Annotated in this window: 24 protein-coding genes and 1 pseudogene; 14 read left to right on the top strand and 11 right to left on the bottom strand. The window is 41.9% G+C overall.

Annotated elements, in window-relative coordinates; all coding sequences use genetic code 11:
* Window positions 1-87: 87 nt before the first annotated feature.
* Window positions 88-786, top strand: a complete 699-nt coding sequence (locus ACAW68_11135) for a ribonuclease H family protein (GenBank protein XGA15989.1) — start codon at window positions 88-90, stop codon at window positions 784-786.
* 141 nt (window positions 787-927) lie between these two features.
* Here the strand turns inward: ACAW68_11135 and ACAW68_11140 are convergent, their stop codons facing one another.
* The 3 genes from ACAW68_11140 to ACAW68_11150 form a co-directional block, all read right to left on the bottom strand.
* On the bottom strand, window positions 928-1,227 hold the full coding sequence (locus tag ACAW68_11140) for a hypothetical protein (GenBank protein XGA15990.1): 300 nt from the start codon (window positions 1,225-1,227) through the stop codon (window positions 928-930).
* Between the two features lie 189 nt (window positions 1,228-1,416).
* Window positions 1,417-2,241 carry a Cof-type HAD-IIB family hydrolase gene (locus tag ACAW68_11145; protein ID XGA15991.1) on the bottom strand — a complete coding sequence of 275 codons (825 nt, stop codon included), beginning with the start codon at window positions 2,239-2,241 and terminating at the stop codon, window positions 1,417-1,419.
* A 90-nt stretch (window positions 2,242-2,331) separates the two neighbouring features.
* A complete protein-coding gene (locus tag ACAW68_11150; protein ID XGA15992.1) occupies window positions 2,332-3,675 on the bottom strand; it encodes a TrkH family potassium uptake protein in 1,344 nt (447 codons plus the stop codon).
* Between the two features lie 733 nt (window positions 3,676-4,408).
* Here ACAW68_11150 and rlmH point away from each other — a divergent pair.
* From rlmH to ACAW68_11175, 5 genes and pseudogenes are all read left to right on the top strand, one after another.
* A complete protein-coding gene (rlmH, locus tag ACAW68_11155; GenBank protein XGA15993.1) occupies window positions 4,409-4,888 on the top strand; it encodes a 23S rRNA (pseudouridine(1915)-N(3))-methyltransferase RlmH in 480 nt (159 codons plus the stop codon).
* Between the two features lie 15 nt (window positions 4,889-4,903).
* A complete protein-coding gene (locus ACAW68_11160; protein XGA15994.1) occupies window positions 4,904-5,404 on the top strand; it encodes a hypothetical protein in 501 nt (166 codons plus the stop codon).
* Between the two features lie 254 nt (window positions 5,405-5,658).
* Window positions 5,659-5,931 (top strand): annotated as a pseudogene (locus ACAW68_11165) (AzlC family ABC transporter permease).
* Between the two features lie 22 nt (window positions 5,932-5,953).
* The gene (locus ACAW68_11170; protein XGA17035.1) at window positions 5,954-6,328 is read left to right on the top strand and encodes a hypothetical protein; all 375 of its coding nucleotides are present in this window, start codon (window positions 5,954-5,956) and stop codon (window positions 6,326-6,328) included.
* On the top strand, window positions 6,325-6,642 hold the full coding sequence (locus ACAW68_11175; GenBank protein ID XGA15995.1) for an AzlD domain-containing protein: 318 nt from the start codon (window positions 6,325-6,327) through the stop codon (window positions 6,640-6,642). The genes ACAW68_11170 and ACAW68_11175 overlap by 4 nt, the downstream gene beginning before the upstream one ends.
* Before the next feature lie 30 nt (window positions 6,643-6,672).
* Here ACAW68_11175 and ACAW68_11180 read toward each other — a convergent pair whose 3' ends face one another.
* Together ACAW68_11180 and ACAW68_11185 are read right to left on the bottom strand one after the other, a co-directional pair.
* Window positions 6,673-7,029, bottom strand: coding sequence for a cyclophilin-like fold protein (locus tag ACAW68_11180; GenBank protein XGA15996.1), 357 nt, complete (start codon window positions 7,027-7,029; stop codon window positions 6,673-6,675).
* Window positions 7,030-7,174: 145 nt separating this feature from the next.
* Window positions 7,175-8,005 carry a DUF368 domain-containing protein gene (locus ACAW68_11185; protein XGA15997.1) on the bottom strand — a complete coding sequence of 277 codons (831 nt, stop codon included), beginning with the start codon at window positions 8,003-8,005 and terminating at the stop codon, window positions 7,175-7,177.
* A 169-nt stretch (window positions 8,006-8,174) separates the two neighbouring features.
* On the opposite strand from ACAW68_11185, the gene ACAW68_11190 reads away from it, so the two are divergent.
* Together ACAW68_11190 and ACAW68_11195 are read left to right on the top strand one after the other, a co-directional pair.
* On the top strand, window positions 8,175-8,693 hold the full coding sequence (locus ACAW68_11190) for an N-acetyltransferase family protein (GenBank protein XGA15998.1): 519 nt from the start codon (window positions 8,175-8,177) through the stop codon (window positions 8,691-8,693).
* A 65-nt stretch (window positions 8,694-8,758) separates the two neighbouring features.
* Complete coding sequence (locus tag ACAW68_11195) at window positions 8,759-9,376, top strand: NAD(P)-dependent oxidoreductase (GenBank protein ID XGA15999.1); 618 nt, start codon at window positions 8,759-8,761, stop codon at window positions 9,374-9,376.
* A 47-nt stretch (window positions 9,377-9,423) separates the two neighbouring features.
* Here ACAW68_11195 and ACAW68_11200 read toward each other — a convergent pair whose 3' ends face one another.
* Together ACAW68_11200 and ACAW68_11205 are read right to left on the bottom strand one after the other, a co-directional pair.
* Window positions 9,424-10,788, bottom strand: a complete 1,365-nt coding sequence (locus ACAW68_11200; GenBank protein ID XGA16000.1) for an amino acid permease — start codon at window positions 10,786-10,788, stop codon at window positions 9,424-9,426.
* A 297-nt stretch (window positions 10,789-11,085) separates the two neighbouring features.
* Window positions 11,086-11,754: a TrkA family potassium uptake protein gene (locus ACAW68_11205; protein XGA16001.1), complete on the bottom strand. Its 669-nt coding sequence runs from the start codon at window positions 11,752-11,754 to the stop codon at window positions 11,086-11,088.
* A gap of 202 nt (window positions 11,755-11,956) precedes the next feature.
* Here ACAW68_11205 and ACAW68_11210 point away from each other — a divergent pair, with 202 nt between their 5' ends.
* From ACAW68_11210 to ACAW68_11235, 6 genes are all read left to right on the top strand, one after another.
* Complete coding sequence (locus ACAW68_11210) at window positions 11,957-14,143, top strand: NEAT domain-containing protein (GenBank protein ID XGA16002.1); 2,187 nt, start codon at window positions 11,957-11,959, stop codon at window positions 14,141-14,143.
* A gap of 244 nt (window positions 14,144-14,387) precedes the next feature.
* Window positions 14,388-18,512, top strand: coding sequence for a hypothetical protein (locus ACAW68_11215; GenBank protein XGA16003.1), 4,125 nt, complete (start codon window positions 14,388-14,390; stop codon window positions 18,510-18,512).
* Window positions 18,505-19,287 (top strand): NEAT domain-containing protein, encoded by a 783-nt coding sequence (locus ACAW68_11220; GenBank protein ID XGA16004.1) that lies wholly within the window; start codon window positions 18,505-18,507, stop codon window positions 19,285-19,287. Before ACAW68_11215 ends, ACAW68_11220 begins: the two co-directional genes overlap by 8 nt.
* Window positions 19,288-19,290: 3 nt before the next feature.
* The gene (locus tag ACAW68_11225; protein XGA16005.1) at window positions 19,291-20,160 is read left to right on the top strand and encodes an ABC transporter substrate-binding protein; all 870 of its coding nucleotides are present in this window, start codon (window positions 19,291-19,293) and stop codon (window positions 20,158-20,160) included.
* An 11-nt stretch (window positions 20,161-20,171) separates the two neighbouring features.
* On the top strand, window positions 20,172-21,095 hold the full coding sequence (locus ACAW68_11230; protein ID XGA16006.1) for an iron chelate uptake ABC transporter family permease subunit: 924 nt from the start codon (window positions 20,172-20,174) through the stop codon (window positions 21,093-21,095).
* Window positions 21,088-21,771: an ABC transporter ATP-binding protein gene (locus tag ACAW68_11235; GenBank protein XGA16007.1), complete on the top strand. Its 684-nt coding sequence runs from the start codon at window positions 21,088-21,090 to the stop codon at window positions 21,769-21,771. The genes ACAW68_11230 and ACAW68_11235 overlap by 8 nt, the downstream gene beginning before the upstream one ends.
* A gap of 37 nt (window positions 21,772-21,808) precedes the next feature.
* Here the strand turns inward: ACAW68_11235 and lepB are convergent, their stop codons facing one another.
* The 4 genes from lepB to rpmH form a co-directional block, all read right to left on the bottom strand.
* Window positions 21,809-22,426: a signal peptidase I gene (gene lepB, locus ACAW68_11240; protein XGA16008.1), complete on the bottom strand. Its 618-nt coding sequence runs from the start codon at window positions 22,424-22,426 to the stop codon at window positions 21,809-21,811.
* A gap of 161 nt (window positions 22,427-22,587) precedes the next feature.
* The gene (locus ACAW68_11245) at window positions 22,588-23,421 is read right to left on the bottom strand and encodes a YidC/Oxa1 family membrane protein insertase (GenBank protein ID XGA16009.1); all 834 of its coding nucleotides are present in this window, start codon (window positions 23,419-23,421) and stop codon (window positions 22,588-22,590) included.
* Between the two features lie 28 nt (window positions 23,422-23,449).
* Window positions 23,450-23,806, bottom strand: a complete 357-nt coding sequence (rnpA, locus tag ACAW68_11250; protein XGA16010.1) for a ribonuclease P protein component — start codon at window positions 23,804-23,806, stop codon at window positions 23,450-23,452.
* 108 nt (window positions 23,807-23,914) lie between these two features.
* Window positions 23,915-24,049 (bottom strand): 50S ribosomal protein L34, encoded by a 135-nt coding sequence (rpmH, locus tag ACAW68_11255; GenBank protein ID XGA16011.1) that lies wholly within the window; start codon window positions 24,047-24,049, stop codon window positions 23,915-23,917.
* Between the last annotated feature and the right edge of the window lie 747 nt (window positions 24,050-24,796).

Genomic DNA, 24,796 nt, shown 5'->3' on the forward strand with positions numbered 1-24,796 from the left:
TCGAATAAAAAATAGCTGAATAATTCCGTTACATAGCAATTTAAGCTATGATATTACATAAGATTAATCGAAAATTAGGGAGAAACAATGAAGACCTACGCAATTGTCGGAAACCAGTTCGAGGGCCTCTACACCAAGCCATGGTCTGAGGTTCAAAAGTACACCCACACAAAGCCAGCACCAAAGTACAAGGGCTTTGCAACGCGCGCTGAAGCACAAGCCTGGTTTGATGATCAAACTGGCGCTTCAGGTGATTTATCACGTAAATACGAAACAGCTTACGATGGTAAATTTGATGCAAAAAATGAATATTATTACATCTTCACGGACGGTGGTAGTCGCAATACAGGCAATGTAGCTGGTGGCCACGTGCGTCCAACTGACAAAGCCGCTTGGGCGATTGCTATTTATCGTGGCTCAGATATGCAGACACCAGTCTTCTCAGACAGTGGCGCTTTTTACGGTCGCACGAACAACGAAATGGAAATCCTTGGTCTAATCAACGCGCTTTTGCAGATGGCCAAAGTTTCTGAGCCAGTCACGATTGTCAGCGATTCAAAGTACGTCCTAGATACCGTTACGGATTGGATGTACAACTGGCAATCAAAGGGTTGGCGCAAAGCTTCCGGCGAAATCGCTAATTTAACTGCTTGGCAACAAGTCTATGATTTGGTGCAACAAGTAAAGGATCGTTTGTCATTCATCTGGGTGAAGGGTCACGCAACCAGTGCAGGTAACATTCTGGTAGACAAATTGCTTAACGAAGCAATGGATAATCTCAAATAATTGCTAAATCATCGTCATTTTTGACGGTGATTTTTTATTTCTGGTCACCCTGAGCCCTTGATATTACTGTTTTGTGAAAACATTCACTACCACCTTTATAAAATCTAAACCTTTTGTTGTGATAACTTTCACAAATAACTTTTAGTTGTTTGTATCATACATTAGACAGGTGCTTTTGACTGTGTCTTCAGCCGCCAATTTACCTACTGTTACTGGCAACTTTTGCAGCGTTTTTTCTTTAAAATCACCGGTTTCGGTTAGTACACCGACACTTTTCAACGTATAAAAGGCGCCATATAGCTTGATCAATCGCTTCATCTTGGCAACAATCTGTTCATCAGCCCCTAAAACATCGAATCCAGATCGTTCTTTTGGTTGTTCACCATCATATACAGTGCATGATACCCGTTGTGCGCCAACTTTAAATACCATATATGCCATGATTATTCCTCCTTGAGCTTCGATGCGAACAAACATTTAACTTCATCTTTAAATTTTAAATCAACAATGTTGCTGGTTTGTGAACTTCACAAAGTCGTTTTTTGAACGTCAAGCTGTAGGAAGATTTTTGTATACAAAAATACGTTTCAATATGCATAATTTTGCATATTGAAACGTATTGCCGTCTTATTATTTATTTAATAAATTTTCCAAAGTCGTTAAAACTCCGTCATGGTTATTATCAGCATCCGCAACAGGGTAGGTCGCAATTAACGTTTTATCACCATTTGGCATCGCAAATGGACGCTTCGCTTTTGCCAACATTTCGGCATCATTCAAACCATCACCAAAGGCAACTAAATCTTGCTCCAAATCAAGGCCATAATGCTTCGCAACATAAGCCAATCCATTCGCTTTATTAACATCCGGCGCCACAATATCAACTGAGCCATACCCTGATGTCGTCACGTGAGCGCGATCACCCAACGCTTCACGCGCAGCAGCAATGAAATCCATCATTTGATGCTCGGCATACGTAATTGTCACCTTCAAAATTGGTTCGTGAATCTCATCTAACGAATCAATCATCTTAACATTTGAAAACATCATCAAGACCAATGATTGATGAGCCAGGTTCAAACGACCTTGATCACGCAACATGTAAACTGCCTCATGCCCAGTGAATAGGGCACCTTGGCGTGGATCGAACGGCAAATCGGCGACAACTTGCATCATCGTTTCAACCTCTGCTACAGATAGGCCAGATACGTTTAACAATTCACCGTTGGCTGTTCGAACGACTGCACCATTGTCGGCCACAACATCATAACGCCCAACAAATGGCTTAAATTGCTTATGAATTTGCTCTTCATCACGACCACTCGCAATCACAAAGTGCCCACCGGTCGCTTCGAGACGCTTTAATATTTGGTCGAAAAAGTCCTCGTTAATCCTTTTTGTATCACTCAAAAACGTCCCATCTAAGTCCGTTGCTACCAAATCAACTTTCGTCATGATTTCCCCCGTTAGTAATTCCTATGTTTAAGACTATTGTATCCAGAATGCACACAAAAAGCACCGACAAACATTGTCGGTGCTCAATTTTTAACCAATGATGATTTCTTCAGTTGGGTATTGGAAACTCGTTGGCTTTTCACGAATGTTCATGACTGAGAACATAACCGTGTACAAACCAACACGGCCGATGAACATCACAATCATGATGACGATCTTACCAAAATCGGTTAGGTGAGGGGTGAGCCCCATCGAGAAACCAGTTGTTGAAAAGGCTGAAATAACTTCGAAGACGATGTATTCAAGCCCTTCGCCCTTAGGAATTGCTTCCGTGATGGTTAACAACAATGACACGCCAATCACAAATACGCTGGAAATAACAGCCAACATCATCGCTTTAATCACAATCTTTTGACTAAAGCGACGACCACCGAAATTAACCGTTTCTTGGCCTCTGAGGGCTGCCATTGACTGCAACCACAAAATACCAAGCGTCGTTGTTTTAATACCACCAGAGGTTGATCCTGGCGTTCCACCGACGAACATTAACAGCATGATGATCATTAAGCCGGCTGCTGAAATCGAACTAAGTGGCACAACTTCAAGTCCTGCCGTTCTGGGGACAACTGCCAAGAACAGTGTATCCATCACACGATGACCAATTGAAGTCGAGTTAGCCAACGGCGCCAATACTTTTTCAGTAAACAAGAAGAACAAGAAGCCGAGTCCCGTTAGCCATGCTGAAACGTGTAGTGCGACGCGGGTGTGCAAACTCAAGCGACGCTGCTTGTGGAACAACAGCAAATCGCGCCAAACCAGGAATCCAAGTGAACCAGCTGAAATTAACAACATCCAAACCAATAAAATGTATGGATCGTTGCGTAAGAAGAATACTGGTTCATCAAAAAATGTAAATCCAGCATTACCGAACGCCGAAATTGATGATGCAATACTCAAATAGATACCGTGCGTCCAGCCGAAGCGGGGAATAAAGTCCGGCATCATCAAAGCAGCGCCAATGACTTGGATGATGGCAGATAGCGAGAAGACGTACTGCAGCACGCTCTTAACATCCGCTAAATTGCGCAGATTCAACGCTTGTTGCGCCATCAAACGGGCTTTCAAATCCATGCGCTGCCCGGTAATTGCAAATAGCAAAACCGCAAACGTCATAAATCCAAGTGCGCCGATTTCAATCATAATCAATAAAATGATCTGACCAAACAATGACCAAGTGGTTGCTGTGTTCACAACGGTCAAACCTGTAATTGCAGTTGCCGACACAGCTGTGAATAACGCATCCATAAAACTAATATGAACACCTTGTTGATGCGAAATTGGTAATGTCAAAATCAAGGCGCCAGCAAAGATAATTGCCAAAAAACCTAACGTTAAGACTTGTGGCGGTGTTAAACCACTGAATCGTTTTTTCATAATATTAAGTATCCCCCAACTTGATTTATTATACAGGATGCGTGATGAAGGTTTTACACAGAATTTTGTGGATAAATATGGGATAACCGCACTCTTTTCCCCACAACCTGTGGAAAACTTGTGGATAAAATGGCCATTTGTGCAATGAAACCCACTATCTACGGGGGAAAAGTCAGTGTGGAAAACCTGTGCGAAACTAATTGTTACATGCAATACCCCCAAATCTGGGCATTTCTAAACAATTGTTAAGTTTAACCTTAATTTAATTCGGTGATTTTAGCGACTTTCTGAATTCACATGCCGAAATGTACGCCTTTTATCGGTAAATATCACAATTTTCATGTAAATAATGCTAAATTATCCTGTTTTCCGAATATTACAAACTTACATCCTTTTCATACTTTGTATTCGATTATTTCAGGCAAAAATAGGGTGTGCAAAACTGTTTTTACTCCAGAATTTTTTGTGGCTTAAATTGTGAAAAATTATGATCAAATGCCGAGTTTCTAGCGTTTCCAGAGTTATCCACACGATTTTTACCCATCTGTGGATAAATGTGGATAACTATCCACGTAAACCCTATGAATCTTTGATATAATAACGTTTGTAGCCAATTCACAACCTGTTAGTAACATGTGGAAAAGGTAGTAATTGCAATTTGTTTAAACAGTTATCCACAACTGTTAAAAACTATGATGAAATCAATAAATTTCTTAAGAAAGGTTTAAGACGGATGAATATTAAAATCATTGGTGTCGGAAAATTGAAAGAAAAATACCTGAAAGATGGTATTGCAGAATACGCAAAACGTTTGCAAAAGTTTGCAAAGTTCGAAATAATCGAGGTTCCTGACGAAAAAGCGCCCGAACAATTGTCACAGGCCCAAATGGACCAAGTTATGGGCAAAGAAGGTGAACGAATCCTATCAAAGATTAAAGATAAGGAATACGTTTTCGCCTTAGCCATCAAGGGAAACGAACGTAGTAGTGAAGAACTTGCTGCTGAAATCGATAAGTTGGCGCTTCGTGGTGATTCAGACATCACTTTCGTCATCGGTGGTTCACTCGGTTTAGCGCCTGAAGTATTGCAACGCGCCAATACCCAAATTAGTTTTGGGCGTTTTACGTTGCCACACCAATTGATGCGCCTGGTTTTGACTGAGCAGATTTATCGTGCGTTTATGATTAACGCTCACAGCCCATATCACAAGTAATTTAAGGAATTATTCATGCCCGAAAAAATCACGATTACCTTATCCGAAGAAACAGCCAATGCATTGCCTGACTTACTTGGTACAACCGACTTAGCTGACGGAATCGCGAAGCACCTGGCAGCCTTGGTTACAAACACTAGTGGTCCAAAAAAATCTGCAAAAGTGCAACATCGTTTTAAGCAAGCTTTTGCAGATGTGCCATTCTTCGTTGACTACAATGGCGCAAAGGCAACCGTGACTTGGCGCAAGCGTGATGAAATGATCATCGCCGCTGGTGCAACGTTGCAAACTGATATGCCACTAAATAAGGATGGCTCAGTTGGATTTGCACAACGATTCGCCCTAACATTACGTGAAGAACACGCAGATGCCATTTCTAATGGTCACACTACCAAGGATGTGATTTTGAAGAGCGCTAATGAAGTTGGCCATTTTTTGTATTTTGCCGGTACAAATACCTGGCTTCAATTAAAAGATAATCAGGGCAAAACTTTAGACGAACTTTCTCGCGCTTAGACCAAAAAATAGACGAATCGTAATTGCGATTCGTCTATTTTTTTGATGTTTTTTCGTTAACTACATTGGAACTTATTAAAGCTTAAACCGGTGCTTCTTTAAATTCGATTTTTAACTGTGGTGCCAAATTTCTCGTTAGTGATTTTCGGGGCAATATGGTTTAATTGCACATATCTTTAGAATCGGGAAAGTAGGGTGGGCTTATGGACGAAACTTACACATTCAAACGGGGTGTACTAGACGCTGCGCCAACTATGCTAGGTTATTTGAGCATTGGGTTAACGGTTGGGATTCTAGGCGTTAGTGCGCATTTGCCGATTTGGTTCATTGTTGGTATGTCGATTTTTGTTTATGCCGGTAGTGCCCAATTTTTAATGACCAGTTTGGTTGCTTCCGTGGCACCAGTTTCCGCGATTACTTCTCTAGTCTTTCTAGTTAACGCACGTCACTTATTGATGTCGTTATCCGTGGCGCAAAAATTTAGTCATCAATCATTGCCATCAGCGATTGGTATGGGATCCCTGCTAACCGACGAGTCTTATGGTGTATTTGCTAGCAATCATACAAATAAATCCAAGTATCACGGTTGGTTGGCAGCATGGTGTAAACATCGCGTCATATCTAGCGTGGATTGTCGCAACCTTCGTCGGCGCTTTTTTCGGTCAGTTCATTCCAAATCCACAACAATTCGGCTTGGATTTTGCATTAGTCGCGATGTTTGCGGCCCTTTGGTATTTTCAAATCGATACCGCCAAGGTCGTCACAACTCGCCGTTTAATCATCACAACTGTTGGCAGCACGATTTTGATTTATCTAATCATGGCACCATTCGTTGGTAGTGCAAGCGCAGTGCTGATTGCTACTGTGGTTGCTGCCGGACTAAGTGCATATTTAAATGCTAAACGCCCAGGAGGTTTCGTATGACAAGTTATTACGTCATTGTGCTGATTACTGCCGGATTAGTTACCTGGTTGCCTCGTATCTCACCGTTTGTATTGGTCCGGTTTGGTAAATTACCAAATTGGCTCCAATCATTTTTAGCATTCATTCCGCTAAGCCTGATGACAGCTTTATTTTTTGAAAATCTAGTTGTGATTAAAACAGGACAACTCCCTGGCATTAATTGGCTAGCCGTTTTCGCAACGATTCCAACATTGCTTACAATTTGGCGAACGAAATCCATTATGTGGACGGTATTAGTCGGTATCATAAGTATGGCTATTTTGCGTGCCATTTAAAAAGCAGGCGGATTTAGTGTCCGCCTGCTTTTATAATTTGCAATTCAGTGTTATTTCTTGATCTGCTTGCTTCAAAAATGCGACAAACGCTTCGGCATCAACTGCCGCTGCTAAATGCACATAATGTTTGTCCATCTTTTTCAGCAATTCATATGGCAACACGAGTCGTTTATCTTCAATGTCATAGTATAAGTTGCCCGGTACTAAATCACGTGTCGTCAAATCATCAGATGAAAAAGCTTCTGCCAAGTCACCTTCGTACAAGCGACCATAATGATCTAACATCGTGACTTTCAGTTTCTTTTTACTCACTAATTCATCAATCACCTGGCTATCTGCCAGTTCAAATTCAAAACTATCTAAATTTAAATACATGGTCACATTCATAATGTTTACCTCATTCACTATCAGTATTAAGTGACGTGATTGTAGCACCGTTAGCAACTAGTTACCGTTGTGCCAGCTTGAAGTCCGAATTCCTTAACCTTTTTTGAAAAAAGCGGTCGCATATTCTCGTGCGACCGCTTTATCTTTATTTCGTATTCATCTTATCTTCCAAACGACTCATCCACCAACCAAGCCACGTTCCAAGTGCTAGCAATAACACTGAAATGACAACGTGAATAATTGTAAAGTCGTTAAAATCATTCGGCACAATCATGATTGTTGATGCTAAAACAATTCCAAAAATACCGTGAAATAATTTAGCATACGCAACCTTGAAAATGTAAGCCATGAACTTTGATAGTAGGGCAATGATGGCAAACAATCCAATGATAATTGGCACCAAAACACTTAAGTCACCATGCTTAATACCATCACTCATACCTTTGTATAAGCCCAAGTAAATCAAGAAATTAGATGGGCTAAGACCGGGCACAATCAATCCAAGGCCGATTAAAGCACCTGCCAAAATCCAAGCACCAAAACTTGGTTCAATTTCTGAAAAGAGTGGGGCACCAAATAGCAAAAATGCCAACATCGCAACAAATGCCACAATCATAATCACCACATCGACTTTGGTACGTCCTTCCTTGGCAGCGTCACGCCACAAAGACGGCAAAGTCCCAACGATTGCCCCCACAAAGAACCAAAGGGCCACGCTTTCGTGCTTACCAAGTACGAAACTAATCGCAAATGATAGCGCAAAAATACCTAAAATTGCGCCGATACCAACTGGCAAGAAAAAGAAAATATTTTCCTTCAGACGCTTAAATGGGTGCGCCAAGAAGTTGATAATTCGCTCATATAATCCAAATACAGCAGCTAATGCGCCACCACTAATACCGGGTAGGATAAACCCAGATCCAATCAGTGCACCTTTAACAGCACGGAAGATCCAATCTCCTGGTTGTTTTTGCATGTCGAAACCTCATGAATTTCATTTGATACTATCAATTCTAACTGAGCCCCACAGCGACAACAAGCTGACTGGCTAATCTGTTGTCATCTTGATAACTAATCGACATCATATTTCGGCCAGAATAGCCTATTATGTAAGAAACAACCCTTTTATTCTGAGGAGAATACTTATGACGACTTATACCCGTCGTGCGCGTTTGTCAGATTTAGACGCCATTAGCACAATTATTGACCATGCGATTGCCTTTTTGGCCGAGCAAGATTCACCACAATGGCAACATGGGGATGGACCTTCTCGTTCAGAATTTGAAACAGCTATTGCTGAAGGCATTGCTTACGTGCAAGTTTATGAAGGTAAGGTATCCGGCATCGCCAAGTTGATTCCTGGACCAGAAGGACCTTATGAAGAAATCGATGGTTCATGGGCAGGGGATGCCACGCAATATATGACGATTCACCGTGTGGGGATGGACGGCACCATTCGTGGTAAGGGCCTTGCCCAACAATTCCTACAAGATTTGCTGGTTATTTCTTTGGAGCACGGCTTTAATGATATTCGCATGGATACATACCCTAAGAATGTGATTATGCAAAAAGTGATGACGAACCTTGGCTTCGATTATCGTGGCATGGTTGAAATGCCAGTTCCTCACGGTGAGCGTATGGCTTACCAACTCATTCTGGACTAGCCCTTTTGCAACCACTATTTTAATTTTCTGTGCTATTATTTGCACAAGAAAATGAGGTGGTAACAATGACAAATGTACTAGTACTTGGTGCAACGGGAAACGTCGCACAGTATTTTATCGATAATTTTGAAAACGACGCGCCAAACGATATGCAATTGACATTGTTAGCGCGTCGTCCACGTGGCCTAACGCGTGACCAACAAAACAGCTACCAAGTCTTTCCTGGTGACATGTATGAATCAGAAAGCTTGGTCGATGCTGTCCGTGATGCCGATATTATCGTCAGCTTCGTCGGATCATCACCAATGCCAACGTACGCGCAAGCACTATTGGATGCGATTGACCAATCTGGTACAGATGTACAACGTATTTTGTGGTTAGGTGCCGGTGGCATGAACCAAGAAACAACTGGTCGTGAAGGTGAACTTTGGAAGGCAATGCCTGGTTACTTCAGCCAGCAACGCCAAGCCGGTGAAATGCTGATGAATTCACCATTCGATACTACAGTTATCAGTCCTGTTATGTTCCATGGTGGCGCAGCCGGAAAGGCAATTATCACAGATAGTCACGAAAAGACGCCTGCGCAAACTGTTTCACGTGAAACAGTTGCTCTTGTCTACTTGGAAGCCTTGCTACAAGATAAGTGGCACAATCAAATGATTACCGTTGGTGATCGTAAATAAGCAAAAAAATTGGCAGCTCGCAAACGCGAACTGCCAATTTTTATTTTTTACAATGTTTGTTGCTTACGCTTTGACCAAAATGTGTAACCAGCAATCATCAAAATGAAGAAGATGATTGTGGCAATAACTGAGACTTGCGTTGCAGGATCCAAAACCAAGATAACCAAAACTGCCAAGAAGAAGGCAATCGTCAAATAGCTCGTTGCCGGGAACAATGGCATCTTGTATGGATTAGTTTCTGATGCTGTCGTCTTCTTGTACTTGATGTGCGCCAACATAATCAAAATCCAAACGAAGATAAAGCTAATTGTTGCCACACCAGTAATCAAAACGAAGATTTGTGATGGGAAGAAGTAGTTCAACAACACAACCGCCAAGAAGATGATTGATGATGCCAACATACCAGTTACCGGCACCATGTTCTTAGAAATCTTTGCCAATGAGTGTGGTGCTTGCTTGTTCTTTGACAACACATACAACGTACGTGATGTTGAGAAGATAGCTGAGTTAGCAGCTGACAATGCTGACGTTAGCACAACGAAGTTAACCAAATCAGCGGCAAACTTAATTCCCATACCAGCGAACACTTGCACGAAAGGTGATTGTGATGTGTTGATGTCATTCCAAGGATAGATTGCCATGATAATTGCAACCGCACCAACGTAGAACAAACCAACACGAACTGGAACGGCGTTGATTGCCTTTGGCAAATCACGCTCTGGGTTTTCCGTTTCACCAGCAGTCAAACCAACCATTTCAATTCCAGTAAAGGCGAAGATAACCATTGGGAATGCCATCAAGAATCCTGAGAAACCTGTGGCGAAGAAGCCACCATGGTCAACCAAGTTCGCAAAGCTTGCTGTGTGACCACCAGTGTGGAAACCAGTTGCAATCAAGCCAAGACCTGCAACAATCAACGCGATAATTGCAACAACCTTAATCGAGGCAAATCCTGATTCCAATTCACCGAACCAGCGAACGTTCACCAAGTTCAATGCTACCAAGACCACGACCACAATTAGTGGCGTTAACCATTGCGGTAGGAAGGGGAACCAGTAACGCAGATATATTCCCGTTGCCGTTAAGTCCGCCATCGCCAAGCTGGCCCAACTCAACCAGTAGGCCCAACCGATGGCAAATTCCCATTTATCACCAAGATATTCACGAACGAAATCAATGAATGATCGCATCTTAGTATTTGATAGTAACAATTCACCAACCGCTCGCATCATCAAGTAAGCAAAGATACCTGTGATAATGTACGCCAAGATAAGTGATGGACCAGCGGCCTTGATTGCCGTTCCTGATCCCAAGAACAATCCCGTTCCGATGGCACCACCAATGGCGATCATCTGAATGTGCCGGGACTTCAAACCACGTGATAATTCACGTTGCTCATTTTGATTTTCCATAATAAACCCTCACTGCATGGGGTATAAAAAAAGTCCCCATGCCAAATTAAATTTGACATAGGGACGTTCATTAACGCGGTTCCACCCTAATTCTCAATCGATGATGACTGAGCAACTTAATTACGGTCAATTGAAAATCTCTCCAAAAGCGCCATCCCCAACGTTAACACACTCGCTTTCACCAACCGCGAGCTCTCTTAAGTCGTTAACTTTAGCTGAGAACCTCTTTCTTCATCAAGACGTCAATTAATAATGTTAACTATAATAACTTCTTATTTATTAGTCAAGCTTTCCGGCTTACTTCACCTTTTCAACGAGTGATTCAAAGTGCTTCACATCAACGCTCTCACCAACCACTGTAAGCACATCACCGATTTGGATCATTTCTGATGATTCCGGTGCCACGACTACGCGTCCTTGTGACTTAATCGCAATCACATTCAATCCGTAGTTCTTACGAATATTCAATTCTGAAATTGTCTTATTCGCAAACTTCAAATTCGCAATCTTGATTTCACCCAATGAGTGCTTATCACCCAAATCAATGTAGTTAATCAAGTTTGGTGTCATGATTTGTTCAGCCAAACGTTGCGCCATTTCGTGTTCAGGTCGTACCACCTGGTCAGCACCAACCTTATCTAGCACGCGAGCGTGCAAGTTGTTTTCGGCCTTAGCAACCACGTGACGAACACCCATATCCTTCAACAAAATCGTTGTCAAAATTGAGGCTTGTTGATTGTGCCCAATCGCAACAATCACGTGATCAAAACTAGGTAGGTCCAAATCACGCAACGCATCTTCGTCTTGGGCATCGGCAATCACGGCGTGGGTTGCGACGTCCATGTAGTTTTCAACCAAAGCTGGATTGTTATCAATCGCAAGTACTTCTTGATCGGCCGCAATTAGAGATTCAAGTAATGAACCACCAAATCTTCCTAACCCAATGACCGCAAATGTTTGTTTCATACCTAATAACCATTCCCCAAATATTTTTATGTTTTAATTTTAACACTTACACACACAATTCCTAAACTTCGGAATTAAACTTGCATTAAATCTTACTATCTGCATAGAATGGTTAAAGTTTAATTGTGAACTTTCTGTGAATTTTCGCAATCGCTATTATTTCGGGGATTTATTTTATTTTTTTAGGAGAACGATATCAAGTATGAGTAACTTATCACGTACTGCTTCATTGTTTTCGACAGCCGTCTTGGGTGGCATGCTGTTGACGACATCGATTAACAGCGTTGCAACCATTGCATACGCTGCTGAAACGACAGCAGTTACTAGCACATCTAACGAGACAACCACCGACGCTATTATCACTGCCGAAGTGCCCATGGAAGCCAGTGACAATATGGATAAATTCTTTAACGCAACTGCCAAGTTAGCCGTTAAAGGGTCTACAACTGACGTCACTATTTCTTTCAAAGATTCAGTAACTAGCATGTTGGCTATGATTCCAGAGCTCACGTTCGACGGCATCACGCTACCAGTTAACGGGCAACAAGCCATTACATTCACCATTCCCACTGATGATTTGAAACCAACATCAGGCTCAAGTGTGACATTAGCATCTTTCACTAGTGTGCCAATGAGTCCCCACAAGGGATACAAGTCAAACCTCACATTTGATTTGTCATCGCTTCTGCCAAGTTCATCACTTAAGACCGGTTCTTATGATTTGCCGATTTCTGCCGATAACAAAATGGATACATGGTTCGACAAGAGCTTCTCAACAAAGATTGGTTGGTTAACCTCTCAAGTAACTGTTAGCTACCAAGAATCAAAGCAAGCAATGCTTGGTATGATTCCGTCACTAACTTTTGACAACATTACCAAGTCGGTGAACGGCCAACGAATGATTACTTTCGATATTCCAACTAAGGATTTAAATCCTGATGCTAATGGTATTGCAAAAATTGCTTCATTTACATCCGTTCCAATGAGTCCTTCAAGGGGATATGCATCAACATTGTCATTTAACATGACCAGCGCAATGGGTGAATCCGGCGCAACTGATCCAGTTGCACCAGAAGTGCCAACGACACCAGAACAACCAGATAATCCTAGCGAATCTAATCCTGAAAAGCCGAGTCAAACAGCACTAAAGAATGGTGTTTACTCAGTACCATTAACCAACTACAAGACTGGCACAACGACTGCTTCAAGCATGAACAATTACCTGAAGACACCAGCGACAGTCACTGTTAAGAATGGTCAGGCAACTATCGATATCGAAACAAGTAACGCTTCTATCATGGGGATGATGTCTAACTATCGCTTTAACGGTATTAAAGCAACTGCATCTGGTAACCACTGGTTGGTGACGCTACCCGTTACCGACTTGAACAAGACAGTTGCAACGAGTATGACGATTTCAATGAATGGTACGGTCATTGAACAGCCTCAAGCCGACATGGTATTTGATGTTGAAAAAGCAGTTCGCCTCGGCGACGTGCCAACAGATACAAAGCCAGTGACGCCATCAACTCCTGAAAAGCCAGCAGGTGATACGCCAGTTGCAACTCCTGATACATCAAACGATGTTGCGCAAGATGCAACCCACGCTTTGAGTATTTTACAAGGTGATAAGAACGAAAGCTCAATGGCCGCAACCTATATTCTGCCAACGATTAAGCTAAGTAAAAACGCTGATGGCACATACTACGCTTATCTAACAACGCACACCCCAGCGATGATGGGACAAAATCCAATTCGCTTTAACGATAGTAAGCACGCTGCTAAGTTAATGTGCACCAATCTGGTGAACGGTTACTACCAATCGGTTTTCCGTCTAACGCTAAGCGCATCAGAAATTGGGTCACCAATTTTGACTAACATTCACGTGCAATTCACATCACCAATCGTTTATAACGAAAACTATGAGATTCGTCTGGTTATCGGTGATCAATTATCTGGCGATACATCAGTTAACAACCAAAATAATGATCAAACTCAAAACGAAATTACAGATACAGTGATTGTTCCACGTGAAACAGAGGCAACGACAACGACTTTTGATCCTGCGCCAGCTGCATTCACTGCTGTAGCTTCATCGGTACCAATGGCAGCCACACCTTTGGCGACAACTCGTTTAGTTGCGTCACCTCAAACTGTCGTTACGCCACAAACAGCAACATCTGATAAGAAAATCAAGCTAGCACCCGCTCAAACGAAGCAGGTTGCCAACAACAAAGATGAAAAAACTGCTACCAAGGTCACAGAACCAAAAGCACCTAAGCAATCTAAAATTGCACGCGCAGCAATGATTGGCGCTGGTGTTGCGATTACTGCTGCAGTTGGATTTGTTGGTGCCTCTCTTGCACTTAACATTTTCAAACGTCAATAACACTTAAAATCGCGACTACACAAGTTGAAACAGCAACTTACGACTGCTAATAATTATTTGCTTTTCGTTGTATCTTAAAAAAATAACCTACCCATTAGAAAACACTCCTAAACCTTGGAGCCTTCCTTGTTTCTAGTAGAAATTTCTGCATAGAATGACCTATGTTACGACATTCATCTTATTCGAATGCCCGTAACAAGCACACGTGGAAGTGTATTTTCAGGTTAGGAGATATGTATTTATCATGCATCATTTATCACGAACGGTAATGTTATTTTCAACAATTATTCTGGGCGGAATTGCGTTGACAACATCCTTTGATGGCAAAACCAACTCAGAAACTATCTTTGCATCAGAAGTCTTGCAAAAAACTTCAACATCATCATCCGCTACTAATTTAAAACCGGGTGTTTATGACGTTACTGCATATAACTATAAGACAGGTGGCGCCTACGAACCTGGTACGGTACCTACGCAAGGAAATAACGGTACTGAATCCAAATTCGCTAAATATTTTGATTCAAAACAGCAAGTCACAATTAACAACGATGGAATGGCAACGATAACATTCCATTTGGATTCAAAAAAAATCGGCCTAAGTTCCTTATACCGTTATCAAGTTGGACCAAATTTAGTTCAAGCTACTTTCAATAAGAATAATAATACTTACACTGTTACGTTGCCCACTAGCCAATTGAATGGTGTCATCAAAACATTGATTCTTTTTTCAACCGCTGACGCAAACGGTTTTCAAGAGAGCCATTCAAAAGTAACGCCTGAATCATCTGACCTATACTTTGATTGGTCTTCAGCAACAAAAACTGCTAACGACACAAAAAATAACGGGGCGGTTACTGATAATTCACACATATTGAAAGACGGTACATATGAAGTGCCACTTAAAACATATGCAATTGATGAAACACGTGAATCTGCCTTGAAACCTTATCTAAGTCCTTCAGCAACTGTCACAGTGAAGAACGGTCAAGCCACACTGGATATTGTTGAAGACTCAAAAGGATTGAATCAAGCATCTCTCGGCGATTTTAGTTTTAATGGGTACGCTGCAAAGCACGACAAAAACCATTGGACGGTAACGTTACCAGTTGCAATGCTAAATCATCACATAACGTCCCACGTTAACATTATGTTAGGTGGTTCATTTGTGTTTATGAGTCCAACTTTTGATCTCTCGCTTGATATTCAAAAGTACCTTGATGCTACTGAACATGCACCAAATACTAACGATGAAAAGAATAATTCTTCAACATCACCAGATAAAAAGCCCGATGCACCAACAACGCCTGTTAGTGAAGAGACACATGAGTTAAGCATTCTACAAGATCCAAAAAGTGAGAACAAAGGTAAGCCATCAGTAGCTGCACAATACCTGTTGCACACTATTAAATTGGTTAAAAATTCGGATGGTTCTTATTATGCCTATATAACGACTAATACCCCAAAAACTATGGGTAACGCACCAATTACATTTACGGACACGCAACATGAACCTAAGGTAGTTAGTACGACATTAGTCAATGATAACTATCAATCAGTTATTCGTCTTAAGCTATCAGCTTCAGAAATTTCAGCGCCGATTTTAGCAAATATACATGTCAAATTTACGATTCAGGGAGTAATGACCTACGATCACCCTTACGTTATTCAGCTTGTCATTGGTAAATCATCCGATGCTGATAGCTCTAAGAGTTCTTCAATGAGTAGTAGTAGTTCTTCTAGTTCTGAAAAGGCTAAAAGTTCGTCCGCTTCTTCTAAGAACAGTAGCTCTTCTAGTTCCGAAAAGGCTAAAAGCTCTTCCGAATCTTCTAAGATTAGTAGCTCTTCTAGTTCTGAAAAGGCCAAGAGCTCTTCCGAATCTTCTAAGATCAGTAGCTCTTCTAGTTCCGAAAAGGCTAAGAGCTCTTCCGAATCTTCTAAGATTAGTAGCTCTTCTAGTTCCGAAAAGGCTAAAAGCTCTTCCGAATCTTCTAAGACCAGCTCAAGTAGCGCCAAAAGTTCTTCTACAACGCCTGTAAAGAAACCTGATGCGCCAACGAAACCCGTAAACGAAGAAACGCGGAGCCTAACCGTTCTACAAGCCGACAGTGATAAACCCTCAATGGCTGGGAAGTACATGATCAACACTGTTAAGTTAACGAAGAATTCAAATGGTTCTTACTATGCATACTTTACGACAAACACGCCAGCAAACATGGGAGAAACCCCCGTTACGTTTACTGACATGGCTCACCATTCAGAAGTGATTAGTAATACATTGATTAATGGTTTTTATCAATCAGTTGTACGTCTCACGTTGTCACCTTCTGAAATTTCATCACCAATTTCAACAAACATACATGTTATCGTTCCTGGAATTAATTACAACAACCTTTATGTTATTCGACTAGTTATTGGTGATACCGCAATTTCTAACATTGATGATTCTAAGAATTCATCTAGCTCTGATAAGCCAAAGAAGCCTTCCGATTCAGATCAACCTAAGATTTCTAGTTCGGAGAGTTCTAAGAACTCTTCTCAATCTTCTAAGATTAGTAGTTCTTCTAGTTCCGAAAAGCCTAAGAGCTCTTCTCAATCTTCTAAGATTAGCAGCTCTTCTAGCTCCGAAAAGGCCAAGAACTCTTCCGAATCTTCTAAGATTAGCAACTCTTCTAGCTCCGAAAAGGCCAAGAACTCTTCCGAATCTTCTAAGATTAGCAACTCTTCTAGCTCCGAAAAGGCCAAGAACTCTTCTCAATCTTCTAAGACCAGCTCAAGTAGCGCCAAAAGTTCGTCTACAACGCCTGTAAAGAAACCCGATGGGCCAACGAAACCAGTCACTTCAGAAACACGTAACCTACGCATTCTACAAGATAAGTCCGACAAGTCTTCAATGGCTGCTAAGTACATCCTAGATACTGTGAAGTTGGATGAGAATACTAATGGTTCTTACTATGCATACGTGACAACACACACGCCAGCCATGATGGGGAAGCAGCCTATCACGTTCACAGACACACAACGTACCGCTAAATTCATGAGTACAAAGTTAATCAATGGCTACTACCAATCTGTTATCCGCATCAAGTTGTCGGCATCAGAACTGGCAGCGCCTATTTTGACTCATATCCACGTCGAATTTAAGCAACCAATAGCTTACAACGATACGTACGGTATACGCCTAGTTATTGCTTCATCTGCAAACGACAGTTCAAAGAGTTCTTCCGAGTCTTCTAAGAGCAGCAGTTCTTCTAGTTCCGAAAAGCCTAAGAGCTCTTCTCAATCTTCTAAGACCAACAGCTCTTCTAGTTCTGAAAAGGCTAAGGGTTCTTCTCAATCTTCTAAGATTAGCAGTTCTTCTAGTTCTGAAAAGACCAATAGTTCGTCTGAGTCTTCTAATACCAGCAACTCTTCTAGCTCTGAAAATGCTAAGAGTTCTTCCGAGTCTTCTAAGACTAATAGTTCATCTAGCTCCGAGAACACTAAGAGTTCTTCTACAACGCCTATTACGAAGCCTGACACACCAAAGACAGATATCACAGAGGAAATGCGTAGTTTAACTATTCTGCAATCCGATAATGACAAGCCTTCAATGGCCGCCACCTACATGTTGCCAACAATTAAGTTAGTCAAAAATGCAGATGGATCTTACTTTGCTTTCATTACAACGCATACGCCAGAAATGATGGGGCAATCGCCTATTACTTTCAATGATGCAGCACACGATGCCAAGGTTATCAGTACCGAATTGGACAGCGGTTTCTACCAATCAGTTGTCCGTCTAACATTGTCACCATCAGAATTATCAGCGCCAATTATCACTAATATTCACGTGGCGTTTACACAACCAATGCCTTACGACAACTACTACAGCATTCGCTTGGTTATTGGTGATAATACGGCCACAACTTCTACAACACAAACAAGTAATAGTGTGGCTGATAATACGCCAACGGTTGTAGCACCGGATACTGCCATTAGTACCACGGGTATGTCTAACAACACAATGGCATCCAGCGCATCTACAAGTAAAGCGCCCGTCGATACAAATTCCGTAACCACTGCGCCGGCGGTTGTAATGCCACAATCAGCTGTTAAGACGCCACAACACACAGTAGTGACCACAAACCAAGCTCAATCAGCAACTCAAAAGAGCACATCCGAGAAAAAGCAACACAAAATTCACGTCGCACAAAAGCAACTGCCAGCCACCAATAGTTCTAGCCATCATTCAAACGTTAAGGTGACGGCGGAACATTCTAATATGAGTGCCGTTATGATTGCCATCGGCGCTTCAATTGCAACAGCTATTGGCTTTATCGGCACATCGCTCGCCTTAAATATTTGGAGAAAGCACAATAATAATGATTAAAAAAATATTGATTACCGTCGCGCTTAGCTTAACGACAATTCTAACGCCAACATATTTTGGATCTGCAGATAGTTACACTGTACCGATGCAAGTTTTAGAGAACGGTACAAATAAAACGTCGTATGCGGCGGCCTATTTTGCTGGTTCGGCAACCGTTACACCCAGTGATGACGGTTATTCAATCACATCAACGATTACAACTGATACAAGTTTAGGTAATTATCCGGTCCAGATGCTGAGCGTTGATGGTGGTGGTGTTTCAATCGCCAAGAGTCAAGCGGGAAATAATCAAACAATCACTTATACTTTCCGCACAAACGACCTAAGCGCCCGTCACAATGCCAATATTCGCGTCGATGTTGATAATATCAACTATCACCACAATTACACGGTTGGGTTAGTTGTTGATGGATCAACTGTTCCGGCGCCACAGCAAGCGACAGTTGCTTCGTCATCTGTTGCACAGCACAGTGCTACTACTTCAAGCGCTTCCAGCACATCAACCCAATCAAGTGTAACGAGTGAATCAGTTTCGACTGATAGTTCGGCGATTACATCAAACAATGCTTCATCAACAACTTCAACAAGTAGCGAAGCCTCAACTTCAGCAAATGTTAGTGATAAGAAAAAAGTTCCTGCGACTAAGAAAGAGGTCACACCTCAAACGGACACAGCGACTAGTGAAACACCTTTGCCAATTGCAGCGATTATCGGTGGTGGATTAGTGATCGGCATTGCCGGGGCAGTTGCGCTAAATCTACTAAAGAAGAAGTAAGCCATGTCAAAAAAACAACTAACTGGATTAAGTATCCTATTCATTATTTTGGTAATACTAGCTGGCGGTTGGGTATGGTTAGTGACGCAAAAGGACGGACATACAGCGTCATCCCCAACAAAACGGATAATCGTCACTACAAATGCGCAAGCCCAAGTGTTTGATAAATTAACCATCCCCTTAGTTGGGGTGCCCACACCTGGTGAGCAACAAACACTGCCAAAACGGTATGCCAAGTTGCCTGAAGTTGGTAATCACGTTGCACCTAATCTGGAAAAAATGTCGTCACTAAAACCTGATGTGGTCTACCTAGATAGCGCATTAGTTGATGACTACCAACAAAAGTTAGCCAGCGATCATATCGCGACGCAGACATTGGATTTTTCAACACTTGATGCATTAAAAAGCAGCATTACCACGGTCGGCGAACAATACAATAAGCAAACTGAAGCAAAGCAACTAGTTAAACAATTGACCATTAAACCCGTTAAATTAGCATCCCGACCAAAAGTTGCACTACTCATGGGAATGCCGGGTGGTTCATTCTTGGTTGGCACCCAACACAGCTATGTCGGTGATTTAATTACTAAAGCGGGTGGGGATGTCATTGGGGCAGGTGACTCAGCGTATACGAACTTGAACGCTGAACAAATCGCATCCGAGAACCCTGATGTCATCATTACCATGGCGCATGCAATGCCCGACAATGTTTTCAAAAGTTTTGATGCTCTATTTGCCCAAAACAATTGGCAGGCTATTAATGCTGTGAAAAACGGGCACGTCTATCAAGCCAAAGAACCTATTTTTGGTATGACAGCCAATCTCAATGCGCCAAAAGCATTCGATCAACTCAAAACTTGGTTAGGAAATTAAAGGGGCTGCCTATGAAACATCTTTATAATTGGGTGCTAGTTGGTTTGCTAATCATCAGCGTTGTCATCGCTTTGATGGTTGGTAGCACTGGCCTGCCAGTCTTTTCAAATAATGACGCATGGCACCTCATCCTGGCTTACCGACTGCCACGCATTATCGTGAGTATTATTGGTGGCGCCATTATCGGCACCAGTGGTTTGTTACTACAACTTGTCTTACGTAATCGATTTGTCGATGCCTCGATTTTAGGCATGATGAACGGTAGTCAGTTTTTCACAACAGGTGCGTTGGTTTTAATCCCAAGCGTACTAGCCAATAATGTTATTGTCGGGGCACTTACCGGCATCATTATCATGATCGGTTGGCGCCTCGTGATGCCGACTAATCGTGGTAATTTACAGCTCATTTTGATTGGCATTGCAACCGCGATGACATTTCAAGCGGGCACAAACATTGCCAGTGAAGGATTCGGCCTGCCATTACCTACACTCAGCACCGTCACTTGGTTGCAAGTTGTCCAACTAGCCATCAGTGGGTTAGTTGGCAGTATCTTATTACTCTTGGTTTGGCATCATTTAAAGTATTTCGCGTTGTCATCGCAGCAAGTTCGTCTGCTGGGAATCAACGAATCACGCACAATGTGGTTTGTCATAATCGCCATTGGTATTTGGATTGGCGCTTTAACTAGCTTGATTGGCGTCGTCTTTTTCTTAGGGGCAATTCTGCCACAAATCGCTCGGTTAATGTCACCAAAAGCGAAATCACAACAGCTAATTGGTTCGACTGCTTTGTGGGGTAGCTTATTATTATTAAACGCTGATACCATCGCCCGAACGATTTTAGCGCCGAAAGAATTGTCGACCAGCGCCGTCTTGCTCGCAATTAGTGGGCCATTATTCGTTCTAATGCTCATTCGAGGTGGTCGCCATGCTTAAATTTAATCAAGTTTCATTCAATCGCAATGATAAACGTATTCTGAATGATATTTCAGCATCACTTGAACCCAATCGCATTACGACATTGATTGGTCCAAATGGAGCTGGAAAAACAACCTTGTTGCAATTAATAACCGATGACCTAAAGCCATCGGCTGGATTTATCACGGAACGACCAAAGAAGATCGCGTTACTCGCACAAAAAAACGAGCTGTTTGAACCGCTGACAGTACGCGATCTTTTAACGATTAAACAACCGGATTTGGATGAGCGTATTATCAACGACTTACAACTCGAAGCGTTACTTGATCAAAATATGATGTCGCTATCTGGTGGCCAACAGCAACTCGCTTGGCTAGCCTTTGTCCTGCATCAAGCACCAGATTTACTGATTCTTGATGAGCCAACCACTTATTTGGATTTACAATACCAGCAAATCTTTCTAAAAACGTTGCAGCGTGTCCAAAAAGAACGCCAATTGACAGTGATTATGGTTCTGCATGACTTAAATCAAGCCTTTGCTTACAGTGATGCCATTTGGTTGCTTAACAAATCGGGCGAATTGTTAACAGCTGATAAGCAAACTTTGCTAGATGAGGCCAAACTTTCTGTGGCGTTCCAAACGCCACTCAAAATTGTGTCTGTGGATGACCAAACGTTAATCTTACCGATATAAAAAAATGCGACTAGCACTTAGCTAGTCGCATTTTTCATTACTTCTCAAAGAATGTCTTCCATTGTGTGTTAATGTTAGCCTTCTTTTCTGCGTTACCCCAGAATGGCACCTTCACAACACCCAAAACCTTGTCTTCGCTGACAAATCCCCAATAACGTGAGTCGTTTGAGACTGTACGGTGATCACCAAGGACAAAGTATTGTCCCTTTGGCACCTTAACCGTCTTTTGACGTTGCCAACCCATGTGGTCACCAAGTTCAGTCAAGCTTGACCAGTTACCAACGTTGTTAACCGTATTTGTTGCCGTTTGCTCAGATTCAGGAATGAAATCTTGATCAACAACCTTGCCGTTAACCTTGATAACACCATTCACAGCGCTAACTGTGTCACCAGGCATACCAATTACACGCTTAACGTAATCCTTGTGACCATCAACTTCTGGATCTTCACCATAAGCATCAAATACCACGACACTTCCTCGGTGAACTTTGTCTGGCTTCAAGACAAATACACGTTCGTTGTTAGTCAAATTTGGCTCCATTGAAGTTCCGTCAACACGGACCAACGTAAACCAGTAAGACTTAATCAAGAGCGCAATAATTAATCCGATAGCAATCGGAATAACCCAAGACATAATCTCGCGAAATGCTTTCATGGGTGTTCTCCTATCATATATGTTTCTTATCCCTAAGTTTAGCACACCTACCGGGAAAATTTGTTCTAATAACAAGCGCCTTTACAAAACGTTCAGATTTTTTCAAGTTTCATTCACTGGTACAAAAAAAGACACCGCAATAATTGCGATGTCTTTAATGATTAACGCTTGTGACTGCGCTTTGCCTTACGGATTGCACGTTCACGATCCTTTTCGGCACGCTTCTTAGCTTCACGCTCACGACGAATTTCAAATGGGTTTTGAATCGTCCATGTTTGTGCAACTTGGAAGGCATTTGAAACCACCCAGTACAATGACAAGGCTGATGGCACATTAATGGCAAAAATGAAGATCATGATTGGCATAATGTACGTCATTGACGTTGTCATGCTGTTCTTTTCAGGTTGTCCCATCATCACAAGGTATGATGAAGCAAACGTGAATAGGGCAGCCAAAATTGGCAAAATGAACAAGTGGTCGTGTTGACCAAGTTGGGCCCACAAGAAAGTTCCCGTTTCCAATTGATTCGTCGTACGAATAGCCGTATACAAAGCAATCAAAATTGGCATTTGAACAATCAAAGGCAAGAAGCTAGCAAATGGATTTACACCAGCTTCCTTATATAGGGCGCTTTGCTCAGCTTGCATTGCAGCCATTGACTCAGTATCACGATTTGGATACTTGGCTTGGATAGCCTTCAAGGCAGGGGCAACTTCTTGCATCTTACGCATTGATTGTGTTTGATAAACCATCAAAGGCAAAATCAAAAGACGAATCAAAATCGTAAAGGCGATAATTCCCAAACCATAGTTATTACCGAACCAAGCTGACACACCCAAAATTGAGCGTGAGAAGTTGGCGATGATAACACCATGCCAGAAACCAGTTCCTGAAACCGAACCCTTAAACATCACACCGGCAATAATCATGATGACTAAAGCGATAGCTGCGGTAACTGTAGAACGCGTTGAAAATACTTTCTTAGCAGACTGCATCGATTTTCTCCATATAATATGTGGTTTTTTATTTTTCGTCCTGATCGACAAACAAATTTGCCAACTTGAAGACGTGTTCCAAATTCTTCTTGATGATCGCCATGTCTTGGTCATGAGCTGATGGACGGGCAATCACTAGGATATCGACATCTTGGCGCAAGTTTGGCTTAAATTCCAAAACGCTTTGACGAATACGACGCTTAACCCATACACGCTCATGACCACGCAACCCAACCTTCTTAGAAATAGAAATTCCCAAGCGGAAGTGGGTTGGTTGTTCACGCTCCATCGTGTAAACAATAAACATTTTGTTTGCGACCGAGCGATGTTGATCGAAGACTAATTGGAAATCAGCTTCCTTTTTAACACGGTAACTCTTACGCATATGTTTGCTCCAGACTTTTTTGAAGACAATAGAAAACGCGTGATTCAGCCAAAATGGCCGAACCACGCGCGATCGTTATCAGTAATCCTAATAGAAGGCCTGACCTAATTAGGCTGACAATACCTTGCGGCCCTTTTGGCGGCGACGTGCTAGCACCTTACGTCCGTTGCTAGTGCTCATGCGCTTACGGAAGCCGTGTACACGCTCGCGGTGACGCTTCTTAGGTTGGTATGTACGCTTCATGTGAATACACCTCCCATTCGTAGTTAGATTTGGCCTGCGGTTGGCAAGGCCAAACCACAATTCGTATTTCAGTTTATCACGTAACTATCTACTTAGCAAGCTTTCTAAAGCACTTTATTTATTTTTAATAACTATTAAGAAAAGCAGCTTACAAATAGTTTATCTAAAATTCACAGATCCGCCGTCAAATTCTAAAGTGCTTAACAAATTCTTTAAAAATTTTAAATTTAAAGCGTGTACGAGTTTTCCAGAACCTAACGGAGCGTTATGTTGATAAAAATCACGAATGTAACAGCCTGTTAGTTTAGTTTTCCCCAATATCCACATTTTTTCCACAATCTCCACATGGTTGTATAATTTATCCAGTACCCCCTTGTGAATATGTGGAAAACTCCTGAAAACCTTGCCTCGTATGCACTGGCTTTTGCACAAATCCTTGTAAATAACTCAAAATAAGCTAGTTTATCCACAGATTTCCACAGAATCGCCGTTTTTCAAATTCACACCAAGTTGATAACCTAAATTTAGATTTCCACAGGGTGTGAATATCACAAAATGTTATTGAAAATTGCGGTAACCCTTGATACATAGGCAATATTACTTGTGGAAAACTTATCCACAACCTGCTAAAATGGAATTTGTCGAATTGCGTCTTAATTATTTCATTAATTTTGACGAACGTATTGTGGAAAACTTTCCACCCAAAGATTCCGATACCGTTATTTGTTATTTAAGGAGGTCGTCCAA

The sequence above is a fragment of the Weissella confusa genome (assembly GCA_041871065.1).
GTDB classification, from domain to species: Bacteria; Bacillota; Bacilli; order Lactobacillales; family Lactobacillaceae; genus Weissella; species Weissella confusa_A.